Annotated in this window: 13 protein-coding genes; 5 read left to right on the top strand and 8 right to left on the bottom strand. The window is 43.6% G+C overall.

The genetic code is table 11. The features are described from left to right. The first annotated feature begins 18 nt into the window (after positions 1-18). Complete coding sequence (locus FTW16_RS02655) at positions 19-1,497, top strand: aerolysin family beta-barrel pore-forming toxin (protein ID WP_146489947.1); 1,479 nt, start codon at positions 19-21, stop codon at positions 1,495-1,497. A gap of 109 nt (positions 1,498-1,606) precedes the next feature. Here the strand turns inward: FTW16_RS02655 and FTW16_RS02650 are convergent, their stop codons facing one another. Beyond that, the gene (locus FTW16_RS02650) at positions 1,607-2,242 is read right to left on the bottom strand and encodes a LysE family translocator (RefSeq protein WP_048659471.1); all 636 of its coding nucleotides are present in this window, start codon (positions 2,240-2,242) and stop codon (positions 1,607-1,609) included. 305 nt (positions 2,243-2,547) lie between these two features. Between FTW16_RS02650 and FTW16_RS02645 the strand changes: the two genes are divergently transcribed. Then, positions 2,548-4,026, top strand: a complete 1,479-nt coding sequence (locus tag FTW16_RS02645; protein WP_146489946.1) for a carboxypeptidase M32 — start codon at positions 2,548-2,550, stop codon at positions 4,024-4,026. Positions 4,027-4,091: 65 nt separating this feature from the next. Here the strand turns inward: FTW16_RS02645 and FTW16_RS02640 are convergent, their stop codons facing one another. The 3 genes from FTW16_RS02640 to FTW16_RS02630 form a co-directional block, all read right to left on the bottom strand. Continuing rightward, entirely contained in the window at positions 4,092-7,181 is a 3,090-nt protein-coding gene (locus FTW16_RS02640) for an HD domain-containing phosphohydrolase (protein WP_146489945.1), read from the bottom strand. 370 nt (positions 7,182-7,551) lie between these two features. Further along, positions 7,552-8,556: a metal-dependent hydrolase gene (locus FTW16_RS02635; RefSeq protein ID WP_048662195.1), complete on the bottom strand. Its 1,005-nt coding sequence runs from the start codon at positions 8,554-8,556 to the stop codon at positions 7,552-7,554. A gap of 221 nt (positions 8,557-8,777) precedes the next feature. Further along, positions 8,778-9,587 carry a sulfite exporter TauE/SafE family protein gene (locus FTW16_RS02630; protein ID WP_146489944.1) on the bottom strand — a complete coding sequence of 270 codons (810 nt, stop codon included), beginning with the start codon at positions 9,585-9,587 and terminating at the stop codon, positions 8,778-8,780. A 318-nt stretch (positions 9,588-9,905) separates the two neighbouring features. Between FTW16_RS02630 and FTW16_RS02625 the strand changes: the two genes are divergently transcribed. Then, positions 9,906-10,883 carry a DUF1852 domain-containing protein gene (locus FTW16_RS02625; protein ID WP_146489943.1) on the top strand — a complete coding sequence of 326 codons (978 nt, stop codon included), beginning with the start codon at positions 9,906-9,908 and terminating at the stop codon, positions 10,881-10,883. A 69-nt stretch (positions 10,884-10,952) separates the two neighbouring features. Beyond that, positions 10,953-11,981, top strand: coding sequence for a methionine synthase (locus FTW16_RS02620; RefSeq protein WP_146489942.1), 1,029 nt, complete (start codon positions 10,953-10,955; stop codon positions 11,979-11,981). Between the two features lie 84 nt (positions 11,982-12,065). Here the strand turns inward: FTW16_RS02620 and FTW16_RS02615 are convergent, their stop codons facing one another. Beyond that, positions 12,066-12,503: a MarR family winged helix-turn-helix transcriptional regulator gene (locus tag FTW16_RS02615; RefSeq protein WP_146489941.1), complete on the bottom strand. Its 438-nt coding sequence runs from the start codon at positions 12,501-12,503 to the stop codon at positions 12,066-12,068. A gap of 84 nt (positions 12,504-12,587) precedes the next feature. On the opposite strand from FTW16_RS02615, the gene FTW16_RS02610 reads away from it, so the two are divergent. Next, positions 12,588-13,034, top strand: a complete 447-nt coding sequence (locus tag FTW16_RS02610) for a hypothetical protein (RefSeq protein ID WP_146489940.1) — start codon at positions 12,588-12,590, stop codon at positions 13,032-13,034. A 44-nt stretch (positions 13,035-13,078) separates the two neighbouring features. Here the strand turns inward: FTW16_RS02610 and FTW16_RS02605 are convergent, their stop codons facing one another. From FTW16_RS02605 to FTW16_RS24665, 3 genes are all read right to left on the bottom strand, one after another. Further along, complete coding sequence (locus tag FTW16_RS02605; protein ID WP_048659478.1) at positions 13,079-13,561, bottom strand: tetratricopeptide repeat protein; 483 nt, start codon at positions 13,559-13,561, stop codon at positions 13,079-13,081. A gap of 27 nt (positions 13,562-13,588) precedes the next feature. Further along, entirely contained in the window at positions 13,589-14,140 is a 552-nt protein-coding gene (gene cyaB, locus FTW16_RS02600; RefSeq protein WP_048659479.1) for a class IV adenylate cyclase, read from the bottom strand. Between the two features lie 116 nt (positions 14,141-14,256). Continuing rightward, positions 14,257-14,556: a hypothetical protein gene (locus FTW16_RS24665; protein ID WP_230682266.1), complete on the bottom strand. Its 300-nt coding sequence runs from the start codon at positions 14,554-14,556 to the stop codon at positions 14,257-14,259. Positions 14,557-14,656 lie beyond the last annotated feature (100 nt).

The raw sequence follows: 14,656 nt of genomic DNA, 5'->3' as shown, positions 1-14,656 counted from the left end.
CAAATGAGGGAATTGTTAATGATCCGAATAAACAGAAGTCTCTTAGCAACCGCAGTGTTGTCTGTTCTATCTACTGGCGTAAACGCGAAAATTTACCCAGACCAAATAGTCCATGACCAACTTGGTGACGATGTATGTCGCTCTGGCTATCGCCCGTTAGACCGCTTTGAAGCCGAAGAGCAAAAGAGTGCTTTGCTGGCTAGAATGGGCACTTGGCAGATCACAGGCTTAAAAGGAAACTGGGTGGTCATGGGCCCGGGATATAATGGCCTTATTAAACAAGATACAACCAACGGCAAAACGTTCTGTTATCCGAACAATGACCAGTCTGAGATTCCAAACTACTCTGCTAAATCAGTTCCAGAAGGTAGCGAGTTAGATGTTCAATATGAGTTGGTAAATAACCGTAACGATTTTGTTCGCCCACTAAGCTATCTAGCTCACAACCTTGGATACGCATGGGTTGGCGGCAATAACAGTCAGTACGTTGGCGAAGACATGACGATCAACCGCTCTGGCGACAGCTGGGTGATACAAGGAAACAATGGTGGCTCTTGTAGTGGTTATCGCTGTGGGGAAAAAACTAAAATCACCGTCGACAACTTTGCCTACACCGTTAACGACGACAACTTTTGGCATGGCGATGTCGTCGAGTCCGATCGTGAACTGGTGAAGACGGTTTACGCGACGGCAAGAAACAACAGTAATATCGCTCAGCAAGTGGTTGTCGACCTGAAAGTGGATGAATCAACTAACTGGTCAAAAACGAACAGCTACGGATTCTCACAAAGTGTTCAAACAGAGAATACGTTTAAGTGGCCTCTTGTTGGTGAAACCAAGCTCACCATTAAGTTCGAAGCGAACCAAAGCTTCTCTAAATCAAATGGGGGCTCCACTAGCGAGCAAGTGACACTTCAAGCGCGCCCGATGGTCCCAGCCAACTCAGAGCTTCCGATTCGAGTTGAGTTGTATCGTTCAAGTATCTCCTACCCGTACCGATTCAACGCCGACATTAGCTACGATGTTGAGTTTAACGGCTTCCTCCGTTGGGGTGGCAACGCATGGCATACACACCCAGACAACCGCCCTTACAGAGCTCACACCTTCACTATGGGTCGCGGCAGTGATAAATCTGCAGACATTCGCTACCAATGGGATCACCGTTACATTCCAGGTGAAACAAAATGGTGGGATTGGGGCTGGGCAATCAAAGAAGCGGGCTTATCTAGCATGCAATACGCAACTGGCGGAAGCTTACGTCCATTCCACTCTTACGTATCGGGTGATTTCTACGCAGACTCTCAATTTGCAGGCACCATTGAGATTGGCCAAGCAACACCGATTACCAACAATCTACGCAGCAAAAGAAGCACAGATTCCGTCAACGAAACGACTGAACGCATTGGCGATATTGAAATCACCACCAACTTCAATGCTGATGAGTTGAGTGACTTAGGTTTCGAAGGTGCTGAGATGAACATTAGCGTTGTTGAATAACACAATGACTCACCTTTAACACTTAATTTGCCAAAACACTCGATTCACCCTAAAGACAAAAGCCCACGACACGTCGTGGGCTTTCATATGTTCTATTAAAAACGAGGATCTACACAGGCTCTTCCATTAGAAGCTTAACGCCTAGCCCCACTAGTACCATGCCAGTCACGCCTTCCATCCACTTCATAAAACTCGCATTCTTGAGCAAGTTTTTAGCCGAGTTCAATGCACCAGCTAAACCACATTGCCACACCATCGCAATCATAAAGTGGACTGAAGCCATCAACATAGATTGCAATAAAGGCGAGCCTTCAGGGTTTACAAATTGAGGCAGAAAAGCCAAATAGAAAACCGCCGTTTTTGGGTTAAGCACATTAGATAAGAAACCTTCACGCAAAGAACGTTTTGCACTGTAAGCTTGATGAGCTTGCTCGCCAACCTTCAACCCGCCACCATTTTTCATCAAAGCGCGTAAACTGCTTAAACCAAGCCAAATTAGGTAAACCGCACCCACCATTTTTACGGCTTGAAAGAGTTCAGCTGATTGAGCAAGAATCGCAGAGATACCCACCGCAGAGAAAAAAGCGTGCACATAAAGACCGCTACAGATACCAAAGCTGGTCATTACACCGTCAGATAAGCCAGATCGACTGGTATTGCGAATTACCAATGCCGTATCTAAACCCGGCGTTAGCGTTAAAATAGTGATGGCAATTAGAAATGCCTCAAAGTTCAAAATATCCATATCATTGTCATTCTTGTTCAGCGATCTATCATCAATACCGTGTATCTGAACAATTCGCAAGCAACAATTGCCATCAGCTATACAACTCACTGATTTTGTGCACAATGGTACAGTTTAATTTGTTAACAAATAGTAAATTACTGGCATATCACTGCCCTACCTTGTTTAGGCTATATCTTCTACTGAGAAGAACAGCCTCAGAAACAAAGTGAAGTGACCAACTTCAAAGTACTTAACATCGAGATGCCCCTTAAACTGATGCAGCCTTATGGGTCATTTAAAGAAACCAAATTAAGAGTAGTCAAATGAGCGCATTCAAAAAACTAGTCGAACACTCTAAAAAATGTTCACGCTTTCAGCACCTAGCCTCTATTTGTGGTTGGGACCAAGCTTCCATGATGCCGACTGGCGGCAATCAAGCACGTAGTGAAGCGATGGCCGAGCTTTCTGTTCATATTCACGGTCTAATGACTCAGCCACAACTCGGCGATTGGATTGCAGACGCTGAAAACGAAGCATTAAACAACGAGCAACAATCGTCCCTACGTGAAATCAAACGCCAATGGCAACAAGCTAACCTACTTCCAGAAAAACTGGTTGAAGCGAAATCTCTAGCGGGTTCAAAATGTGAACATGCGTGGCGTAGCCAACGTGGAGAAAACGACTGGGTTGGTTTTGAAAAGAACTGGCGTGAAGTGGTTGAGCTATCGCGCGAAGAAGCACAAATCCGCGCAGACGCCGCTAACTTAACCCCTTATGATGCGATGCTGGATATCTACGAACCGGGCACCAGCTCTGCTTCGCTTGATATCTTGTTTGCAGACGTTAAAACCTGGCTACCAAACCTGATTGACGAAGTCATCGAAAAACAGTCGAGCGAGCAATTTAACGCGCCATCTGGTATCTACTCGACAGAGAAACAAAAAGCACTTGGTCTAGAAGTGATGAAGCTTCTACAATTCGATTTTGAGCACGGCCGACTAGATGAAAGTGTTCACCCGTTCTGTGGCGGCGTGCCTTCAGATGTGCGTATCACAACTCGCTACGATGAAGCTGAATTCGTTCAAAGCTTAATGGGCATCGTCCATGAAACGGGCCATGCACGTTACGAACAAGGTTTACCTAAACACCTAGCGGGCCAACCAGCAGGTGAGGCTCGCTCTATGGGTATCCATGAATCTCAGTCTCTGTTCTTCGAAATGCAAGTTGGTCGCAGCGATCCATTCATCGGACACTTAGCCAACCTAGCAGGACAACAGTTCTCAGGCTCAGAATTTGAGAAAGATAACTTCCAGAAGATCTACACTCGCGTGAAGAAAGACTTCATCCGTGTTGATGCCGATGAGCTGACCTACCCAGCGCACGTTATCTTACGTTACGAAATTGAACGTGACTTGATCAACGGCAAAATCAAACACACTGATGTCCCAGAACTTTGGCACACTAAGATGCAGTCTTACCTTGGTTTAAGCACTCAAGGCAACTTCACAAATGGCTGTATGCAAGACATTCACTGGACAGACGGCGCATTCGGTTACTTCCCATCTTACACACTAGGTGCGATGTACGCGGCTCAGTTCATGGCTTCAATGAAGAAAACGGTGGATGTGAACGCTGTGATTGAAAGTGGTGACCTATCGCCTATCTTCACTTGGTTAGAGTCGAACATTTGGAGTAAAGGTAGCCTGCTTAACACCGATGATTTGGTGAAAGGAGCAACGGGTGAAACGCTCAATGCTGAGCACTTTAAACAGCATTTGATGAACCGTTATTTGAAAGGTTAAGCATAGCGGCCAGTAGACGTTAGAACGATGATCTACTGGCTCGTTTCTGGACAAACCTTTTGGGATTATGAAAGCTTGTCTATATATCCCTCGATATCAACATCATCAATTAGCCCGTCTGGTAAGTAACGCTTAGCATAACTTAGGTAAGTTCCGCTAGTGAGCAATAATTTAAACACGTCTTTATCAATGTGCCCGCCTAATGCCATTTTAGACATGATGTGGATAGCCTCACTTAGCGATTTGGCTTTCTTATAAGGTCGGTCGGCAGCGGTTAGCGCCTCAAAAATATCGGCTACTGCAAGAATACGCTCAGGAATCGACAACTCTTTCCCAGTCAAGCCTCTCGGATAACCAAAGCCTTCCATCGCCTCATGGTGAGTCGTCGCATAGCGAGGAACGCGCTCAAGCTCGGGCGGGAATGGGATGCTCTCCAACATTTTGATTCCACTTATCATGTGTTCATTAATCTTAAAGCGCTCTTCTGCCGATAATGTGCCACGCTGTACAGCTAAGTTATATAACTCACCATGGTTATAGAGAATATCGGGCACCTTCATATTGATACCAAACTCAGGGTCGATATAAAACGGCTGTTCACGTTCAATCACATGTTCAGGGCGATCGGTCAGTAATTTCTCTACTGCTGGTGTCGCTTTAAACTGATAACGCGCTTCCTCTAATGGAGATAAACCCAATCCACGATCGAAGTATCGCACCCACTCTTTTTCAGCCAGTTCATGCAGACGTGCAATATCTTGATCAGACATGAATTCTGCCCCCACGTTAGCGTTGGCAATAAAATTAAACTCTTCGGTAAGTACTGCAAATTCTTGTTGTAATGCTTGTTCTGGCTGCCCATCAACGCCCAGTTCTTGCAATTTTTTGAGTAAGTATTGGATTTGTATATCTCGCCACAGCACCTCAAAGCGCATACGAACTTCGTGGATTCGGTTATAGTTGGTTTCTAATTTACTGCCTTTATCGACCACAAACTCTGGCGTCGCAATTTTGCCACAATCATGTAGCCAAGCGGCGATACGAAACTCACGTCGTTCTTCATCATTTTCAAAAGCAAACCCTTTAAACAAAGCTTGCTCGGATTTCTCGGCGGCTTCCGACAACATCAGAGCAATCTCTGGTACACGGTTACAATGGCCCGCTGTATAGTGAGATTTTTCATCGATCGCGCGCGCGATAAGTTGAATCACAGACTCAAAAAACTCATTTTGACGCTGCTCAAATTGCTGTAGCGAATGACTACCTCTCATCAGAGATAAACCAAGCTGATGAATTTCTTCAATACGGGAATGAACACGCTGCACTTTTTCGTACTCACGATCTTTAACGAACCTGACCTGTTTTCTTAATGCATTAATTGGCTCCGAAATAGGTTTTGCCATTGCCCACGCAATTGGGATTAAGAGAGTAAGCACAAGGAATGACGCACCAACTGCGTAAACTACCGTTTCATTTACGCCTGCCATTAAGTGGGCTTTAGGAATCACAACAGCAAAATAACGCCCCTCTTTATGTGTCAACTTAGCAACATAGACATATTTCTCGACACCATGGACTGATACCAAGCGCACTGAATTAACAAATGTTGGATCTTTTGCGAATTCAAGAAGTTCCTCGTATGGCACAAAAGTATAAGTTGACTGGGCTGTACTACCCTTAAACCATTTTTCACGCAGCTCAGTTCTCTGCTCTGGCGTAATAGCGCTGACCGCAAGATTAATTATCTCAACTAAAGCTCTTTGATCTTCATTTATTAAGTAATAAAAGGCGTTCGGAATATTGGGCCCTTTAAGCAAATTAATTACCAAATTTTGGCGGAACGTTTCGCGTATCTTGTTTGTCAAAATTTTTTGAATATCAAGCACAGCAACAATATCGCCATTCAATACACCATCAATCGCGTCGTGCAATGAAGCGTAACTAATGATGGTCATTTGGGGATAAGCTTCTTCCAAATCATCTTGAATGCTCCACCCTTTCAGCAAACCAATCCGAGTTTGCTTTACTTGCTCTAGGGTATTGATGTGTTGGTTTTCCTTCTTCGTCAGAAAAGCAAACTTAGCGTGATATAAAGGTTTACCAACCACACCAATACTAGAAAGATCGTCTTGATCGGCAACAGAGTGAAGAATGTCAATATTTCCGCTATCAAAGTCTTTCACAAGCTCATTCCAGCTACGGCCGTTCACAAACCTAAATTTTAAGCCTGTCATTTCCGATATCATTTTGAATAAGTCTATTGCGAATCCATTCGGACGCCCACCCACGGCAAAGTCGACCGGGCCCCAGTTGTCTTGGTTTGACACTGTTAGTTCCGGAGCTTGGTCGACTAACATTCGCTGCTCATCGGTCAAATCCACTGGAGAGACTGATGGTAACCGCCCTTCAACATCCACCACCTTATTCGTTGCAATCAACTGCCCATTTTCTTGATAGATAAAGGCTTCAGCCTCTGGGGCCTTCTTGTTTTTAACAAATCGATTAGTCAATTGCGCTTCTAAAGAGGAAAGGAGGATATCTACACCCACCACAGTTTTTGAACCCGGTACTTTGATTGAAAAAGTTTCACCTGAGACTTTTAGCGTATTAAACAAGTAAGGCGATGTGTTATAAGTTTCATCATATTCAGCATTTTCAAACCAACTACGCTGAGTGGGGATAAAATTACTCGACTCATTCGAGGTATGTTGTGAATTAAAATTCTCATCGTAATAGATACTCACCTTACTACGTTCTCGATTCACTCCGCGGTGAACTATAAGCAACCACTTATCACCGGGTTTCGCCTTCACACGCGAACGAACCTCCTTAGAAGAAAGATTAATCAGCTGGAAGAAATCGTTATTTTCTTTAGCCACAAAAATACTATGGATACTAGACTCTCTCACTAACAATTGAGACAAAGGGACAATGATACTCTCTTCCGGTGTATCCACGCCGATCAGAGATACCAGTTGAGCGCCCCTACGCGTTATGTTATCAGCTAAATTTTGAAGACTAGACAAATGGCTCGATACACCAGTTGCAATGGTTTGATATTGAGTAAGGGTGTGTTGCAGCTCTGTTTTTTTCGCAAAATGGTATTGCAAGAGAATAGCAACACTGGCCGTCACGAGAGTGCAAAAGACAAACATACCCCCTAACACTGTCCTTAACGATATGCGTGTGTATTTTTTCTTCATTTTTATTGGCTCAGCTCAGTGCCTTAATATTTCAACTGACTACAGTATCGTTCAAGAACAACTTTGACGCCAATGATGAGTATTCCCATGCATCAACAAAAATTCGTTCGTAATGAGGCACCTATATCCTGACAACCAAGCAAAATTGCCAACAATGGAATCAAGTCTTTCTGCTTCTATTAATTTGAGTATCGTGAATATTGATATTCAAGAACTAATTTTAGGTCGTATTAAGTCTTAAACGCTCGGTAGCTTAGGAATAAACGAATAATAAAGGCTGAGCAGATTATCTGACTCAGCCTTTTTACTTTTTAGACCTAGATCATTTATCGCCAGTAAGCATATCTAAGAAGATCTGTCTCGACTCAGGTGTGTTGTCTCTATGAGTTTCGTATCTTACATGCGTGTTTGCATCAACTGCTTTTGATAGTTTGATGCTCCAAAGCGCTTTCATTTGGTTAGGTACAATTGAATATCGGACATCGATAATACGTAGATCGTCTGTTGGATCCTGAGTAATATAACCATTCGAGAACCAGCGGAAACGTTCAATGTCTTTGGCTTGTTGAGAGTCAGGGTCAAGCCAAGGCAAATCCCTGCCAACGTTCAGCTTAACGATCGACTCTCCGGGATACGTGCTTACCGATGTACCAACCCGCACTGCGTCTACATGATAATGAGCCTCTGTTTCGTACACTACTTTCCAAACCAAGATATTCGCAAAGCTCGGCTTAGCCTCTAAGCGAATAGGCGTATGTTGGCGTTCTTGTGCTAATTGCCATCCTACCGCTTCTGCTCTATCCCTTTGTATCATCCCCAATGTTGGATAAATCAGTGCCCAAGCAAATGCAGCGCGTGCTAGCCATGGAGTTCGCTTCCATGTCGCCAACACCAACAATATTAAGATAGGAATGGTATAGACAGGGTCGATAATCGAAATGGTATTCCAAGCATAACGTTCATTGGTGAGCGGCCAGAACAGTTGAGTGCCATACGTAGTACAAGAATCGAGTAAAGCATGTGTGCCATAACCTAACGCGCAATAGAGCCAACTCTGTTTAAACGAGAGCCCCCGCCTTTTCGCAATCAAAGGATACAAAACCAGAGCGCAAATCAAGCTGCCAATAGGAATAAACAAAAGTGAGTGGGTAAACTGTCGATGGAACTCCAATGCGAGTAAAGGATCACTCTCCGAACGAATAAATGCATCTAAATCTGGCGCCATTCCAGATAGCAAACCTAGAACCCCAGCGACCACCAAATGTTGTTTTTTACTCGCCGATTGTGACAAAGAAGCGCCTAGCACGCCCTGCGTTAACGGATCCATAAATCACCCACTTTTAGCATTCCCTTGATCTGAACAAGTACATTTAGCTATAGCAGTGAATCCAGTTAAACAACAAGATTTTGTCAACATACTCATAGACATAATCGTATAAATGTAGACAGGCAAACAAAAAAGAGCAGCCTGATGACTGCTCTTTATTCGTTTATGGACACCTCATCAAGTGTTCATATTTACGAGCGGGGAAAGGTCTCTAACCATCATTAACGAGCCACCATGCTTGCCGCGATAACAACCAACAGCACTGAGAATATCTTCTTGATGGTTGGAACGGGTAAATGGTTTGTCGCTTTTGCGCCTAACGGGGCCGTAAACCAAGACGTACACACGATACCCAATAACGCTGGTAAATAAACAAAACCTGCAAAGCCATCAGTTAGAGCAAAGTGACTACTGCCCGAGGTGATGTAACCGATAGAGCCAAATAGCGCGATAACAATGCCACACGCAGATGCACAACCGATCGCCTTTTTCATATCGACCGAAAAGAACGTAAGCAATGGAACGAGTAACGCACCGCCACCAATCCCTATCATTGCAGACAAGCCGCCAGTAATGGTTGTCAGAACCGTTAATACACCTTTATTTGGTAGCTTTCGCTCTTTAGGCGCGTCACTTTTGCTGCTTAAGAACATCTTAATCGCGATAAGAACTACGCTCACAGCAAACACGATACGAACCACCTTTTCAGGTAATAACGCCGCCATAAAACCACTAACCAAAGCGCCAAGCGCGACACCTAACATGATCCAAGGTGCAATGTTCCAAGGCACGTTGCCGTTCTTGTGGTGAGCGAGCGCAGATGAGGTTGAAGTAAATAGAATCGAAGCCAGTGAGGTCGCAATCGCAGCGACAACAACTTGGTCAGATGGTAGAACGTCTAAATAAAGTAAAATGCTGCTTAACACTGGAACTATAATCAGCCCTCCACCAATGCCCAAAAGCCCGGCAAGAAAACCAACACCACTGCCTAGTAACGCACAGTAGAAAATCAACAACAGCAATTCACTCATTTCATCCATCTCTTATTCAATTAATTATCTTAAATAACACAGTATTAATGTGGTTATATTTCCATTAAGCTAATTAATATAACTGACACCGACTTGAATATTCAAACATATAGATCATGAAGATTCTTCATGATGAATGTGAAGTAATACCATTATTAATCCCACTCCCATCAACGTATAAAAACCTTAAGCAAATAACTTTATACGACACTTTTAGTGAAGACAGCCTCGATTCTTAATCCGGTCACACGCAAAAATAAAGCACTTAAATATTAAAGACCGAGAGAATCAGACAACGAATTGGGATACTAGATCAACATGAACAATGAATTTAACTTTACGATTAAGAGCATTAGCCTCGACGAAAACTACCAGCCTGCAGACAGCACGCGTATCACAACTAACTTTGCTAACTTGGCTCGTGGCGACAGCCGTCAAGCGAACTTACGTAACGCACTCCAGATGATTGACAACAGTTTCAATGCCTTAGCACATTGGGACAACCCAAAGGGCGACCGCTACTCAGTAGAGCTTGAAATCATTTCTGTTGATATGGACATTGAAAGCAACGACGAAGCCTTCCCTTCAATTGAAGTGCTGAAAACAAACATTCTGGACCACAAAACGAATGAGCGCATTGAAGGTATTATCGGTAATAACTTCTCGTCTTATGTTCGTGATTATGATTTCAGCGTATTACTATTAGATCATAATAAAGGCCAAGACAAATTCAGTATTCCAGCCGATTTTGGTGATTTACATGGCAAGCTGTTTAAATATTTCGTTAACTCTCAAGCGTACAAAGAGAACTTTAAGAAGCCACCGGTTATTTGTTTAAGTGTTTCAGATAATAAAACCTATTACCGTACTGAAAATCAGCACCCTGTATTAGGCTTTGAATACCAACCGAATGAGTCTTCTTTAACTGAACAATATTTCAAGAAGATGGGCTTACAGGTTCGTTATTTCATGCCGCCAAACAGTGTTGCTCCTCTGGCTTTCTATTTCTTTGGTGATCTGCTGAACGATTACTCTAACCTAGAGCTTATCAGCACCATCAGTACCATGGGTACTTTCCAGAAGATCTACCGCCCTGAGATCTACAACGCGAACGCTGTTGCGGGCAACTGCTACCAACCAAACTTGAAAAACTTGGATCACTCACTGACTCAAATCGTGTATGACCGAGAAGAGCGAAGCAAGCTAGCTGTTGAACAAGGTAAGTTCGCAGAAGAAAACTTCATTAAGCCATATCAGTCGGTACTAGAGAACTGGTCTGCCAACTACGCGCTGTAATCGCTCTACTTTACGCGCATTAGGAAACGTACGATCCACTTTGGGAATCTAAGGACAGGCAGAATTATTATGAAAACACTATTACCGACTTCAACAGCAGGCAGCTTGCCGAAACCGTCTTGGCTAGCACAACCAGAAACACTTTGGTCTCCGTGGAAACTGGAAGGCGACGAGTTAACGGATGGCAAGCAGGACGCACTACGAGTGTCTCTGCATGAGCAACAGCAAGCCGGAATTGATATCGTGAGTGATGGCGAACAAACACGTCAGCACTTTGTTACGACCTTCATTGAACACCTGAATGGCGTCGATTTTGAGAAGCGCGAGACCGTTAAAATCCGCGACCGCTACGATGCGAGTGTACCGACAGTTGTTGGCCCAGTTTCTCGTCAGAAATCGGTGTTTGTTGAAGATGCGAAATTCTTACGTCAGCAAACCGACCAACCGATCAAATGGGCTCTGCCGGGGCCTATGACCATGATTGATACACTTTACGACGCACATTACCAAAGCCGTGAAAAACTGGCGTGGGAATTTGCAAAGATCCTCAACGAAGAAGCGAAAGAACTTGAAGCTGCGGGTGTTGATATTATTCAATTTGATGAGCCCGCATTTAACGTGTTCTTTAATGAAGTGAACGATTGGGGTATCGCTTGTTTGGAAAGAGCCATTGAAGGACTGAAATGCGAAACGGCTGTACATATTTGCTATGGCTACGGCATCAAAGCAAACACAGATTGGAAAAAGACATTAGGCACTGAATGGCGCCAATATGAAGAAGTCTTCCCTAAACTGCAGCAATCCAATATCGACATCATCTCATTAGAGTGTCACAACTCTCATGTACCTCTTGAACTACTTGAACTGGTGCGAGGCAAGAAAGTGATGGTCGGTGCGATCGATGTGGCTACCGATTCCATTGAAACACCGGAAGAAGTGGCCAGCACTCTTAGAGAAACACTTAAATACGTTGATGCAGACAAGCTCTACCCTTGCACTAACTGCGGCATGGCTCCCCTGCCTCGCGAGATCGCCTCAGCTAAGTTGAATGCACTCAGCGCTGGCGCAGAGATCGTTCGTAAAGAGCTTTCAGCGTAACGGCTGATCTGAATAAAAAGCTCAATCTGAAGCCTAAGTATCGAATGATACTTAGGCTTCCGTACTCTTCTCAACTGCCATTCTCTATTTGTCTAAGAAGGTAGCCATCTTCTTCAGAGTAATTAGTGCCTTATCCAGCTCGTCTCTTTCAATGCCTTCAGCGCCACTTTCTGCCCATATTTCCTGTTTTTTATCTAATAGCGAATACGCTTCCTTGCCCTTTTCAGTCATATTAACCAACTTTGCTTTTTTGTGATTCGGGTTATCAAGCCAAGTTAGCAGGCCATCTTTCACCATGATGTCGGTAACACGCTGTGTCGCTTGTCTGCTTTGCCCCATAATACGAGCAATTTGAGAAACGGTGACCAGATCATCAGACTTTTCGATCGCCCCCATCACCTTCCATCTGGCACTGCTTAGCCCTAACTCTTCAGTTAATTTGTCACCCTCAGCATTCAATAAGCCACTGACCTTAAAGATCTCTAGTGCGATCTTTGTGAAAACTTCTCCATTCGTATCCATAACACCCACTTTGACAACATGCTGTCATTAAATTAGACTTAAACCAAATTGACAACATGTTACCAAATTAATGGAGAGAATGATATGAAACCAATAATCCACAGAACAGCGGCATTAACAGCAACACTGTGTGTCGCTACATTTTTTACTAGCACATTGCTTGTGGAGCTGTTTGGCACTTTGGAATCAGTGAAGCTAGTTAAGTCGATGATCGTTTTTCCAGGCTTGTTTATTCTTGTCCCAGCCATTGCTATTACTGGTGCGACTGGTGCAGCTATGGCAAAACAACGTAAAGAGAAAATAGTTGAGCGTAAAAGTAAACGCATGCCAATTATCGCGTTCAACGGGATCGTTATTTTGATTCCAGCCGCGTACTTTTTGAATCAGTGGGCAAGTTTAGGAGAGTTCGACTCTGTGTTTTATGGCGTTCAGATTTTAGAACTGATAGCAGGCGCAACCAACCTAACACTGATGTCTTTGAATATTATGGACGGCAGAAAGTTTCGTCCTAAGAAAGTAAAGCTAAGCTAAGCTCATCGTTTTTAAGCAAGCAGATGAGCTTTATAGTTGGCAGCTTACCAAGTTTTATCTAAATCTTGAGCGTATAAGGAGATCGCTCTTTGGTACTCTTTGATCGCTTCGCTATTAGTCGTAGAAACCAACAACTCAAGCAGCAGAGACGTTGCCTCTTTATGGCGACCCAAATTATACAAGCACATCGCGTAGAAAGGCTGAACTTCAAGGGAATCAGGATACTCAGCCATAGTCTGTTCGAAATAGCTTAAAGCCTCTGCATAAAGGCCTAGGCTTCGATAAGTGCTCGCCAAGCCGAACAACGCATCAAAACGCTCTACTGAAGAAAGCACGCCAGACAGAGACAATACATAGTGCTCAATCGCCTGTTGCTCTTTTCCTTGATTGTCGTAAGACCAAGCTATATGCAAGTGCGCTTTCGCAGCATACTTTTCATCATCGAGCAGTGTCGCCAACAAATCTCGTGACTCTTGATACTTGGCTTCTTTTCGCAACTCGATGGCTTGTTTGATAATGGTGTCCATAACTCTCCCTGACGCTTAAGCGCTGTGCTATGCGTTCATTTCCTCAAACATCTGTTTATAAGATTGAGTTTGTAGTGCTGATTGAGTCAGCCCAAACCGACTGGCTAATAACTCCAATTCATCTTTATAAACCGATAACTTAGACTCATCATCCGTCATGATAGCGAACTCTGCAAAATCACCGATACCCGTTAGTGAGTCGACAGTAATATGAAATTCGCCCACAAAGTAAATACTGCGAGTTTTTTGCGCTTTAAGAATCACGTCATATCCCAAGTTCTCTAGCATGCTCTTGGCATTCGCCGCATCGGTGATATTTGTCGCTTCGCATCGATCAGGCTCAGGGCCTTTTACAATCCATAACTTGATACCCGACGGCTCCATAGTGCGAATACACAAGCTTTTGTTCTGAGCTTGTAAGCTTCTATCAGGGCTATCGAAATACCAATCACGTTCCTGATTGTCTTGCAGCATCACTTCATGGGGAATTAGGTTCAAAGTTTTTAAGAACTCAGACTTAGAGCTAAGTCGATACTTCAGCTCAACCTCATATTTACCTTTGAAATGATCGTTAGTCATAGATTAGCTCGATGCAGAAAAGGCGATACTAGCACACGAACCGCATCCGAAATACAAACTGGCGCACAACACAAACTAAAGCCGTGGAACTATATTCGACACGCTAACACACGCTTTCATTCTTCTTGGCTCATTGCACCTTTCGTGTATGAAAGTTTGATGAATGAGCCAATTTCAAACGGAAGCAAGCTGCGCTGTAAAGTCACATCACAAGCAACTCCATTTAAACGTACGTGACTATTCGTGATTTCAAATGAGCTATCGCGAAGCTTCCACCACAACATTAGAATTTTTATTAGTGGAGGAACACAAATTATCAGCCCTATGGTTAGTAGCGATGAACGATCACCGTCTGATATCCAATAGACAAGACCTAGTGCAATAATAAACAGTAACTCTAAAAATAAGTATTTAATAAAATTTAATTAGATACGACTGTCCATGATTTCTCTCGGTAATACAGCATGATGAAGATGTGAACACCTTAGTTGTTCAACGAAAACTAACGTGATAGTA

Source organism: Vibrio sp. T20 (assembly GCF_007858795.1).
Taxonomy (GTDB): Bacteria; Pseudomonadota; Gammaproteobacteria; order Enterobacterales; family Vibrionaceae; genus Vibrio; species Vibrio satsumensis.
The sequence above is the reverse complement of the archived record's forward strand: the minus strand, read 5'-3'. Positions and strand labels throughout refer to the sequence as shown.

Coding starts and splice junctions, on each gene's coding strand:
- FTW16_RS02655 (WP_146489947.1), top strand. CDS start 19: ATGATCCGAATAAACAGAAGTCTCTTAGCAACCGCAGTGTTGTCTGTT.
- FTW16_RS02650 (WP_048659471.1), bottom strand. CDS start 2,242: ATGGATATTTTGAACTTTGAGGCATTTCTAATTGCCATCACTATTTTA.
- FTW16_RS02645 (WP_146489946.1), top strand. CDS start 2,548: ATGAGCGCATTCAAAAAACTAGTCGAACACTCTAAAAAATGTTCACGC.
- FTW16_RS02640 (WP_146489945.1), bottom strand. CDS start 7,181: ATGTTTGTCTTTTGCACTCTCGTGACGGCCAGTGTTGCTATTCTCTTG.
- FTW16_RS02635 (WP_048662195.1), bottom strand. CDS start 8,556: ATGGATCCGTTAACGCAGGGCGTGCTAGGCGCTTCTTTGTCACAATCG.
- FTW16_RS02630 (WP_146489944.1), bottom strand. CDS start 9,587: ATGAGTGAATTGCTGTTGTTGATTTTCTACTGTGCGTTACTAGGCAGT.
- FTW16_RS02625 (WP_146489943.1), top strand. CDS start 9,906: ATGAACAATGAATTTAACTTTACGATTAAGAGCATTAGCCTCGACGAA.
- FTW16_RS02620 (WP_146489942.1), top strand. CDS start 10,953: ATGAAAACACTATTACCGACTTCAACAGCAGGCAGCTTGCCGAAACCG.
- FTW16_RS02615 (WP_146489941.1), bottom strand. CDS start 12,503: ATGGATACGAATGGAGAAGTTTTCACAAAGATCGCACTAGAGATCTTT.
- FTW16_RS02610 (WP_146489940.1), top strand. CDS start 12,588: ATGAAACCAATAATCCACAGAACAGCGGCATTAACAGCAACACTGTGT.
- FTW16_RS02605 (WP_048659478.1), bottom strand. CDS start 13,561: ATGGACACCATTATCAAACAAGCCATCGAGTTGCGAAAAGAAGCCAAG.
- cyaB (WP_048659479.1), bottom strand. CDS start 14,140: ATGACTAACGATCATTTCAAAGGTAAATATGAGGTTGAGCTGAAGTAT.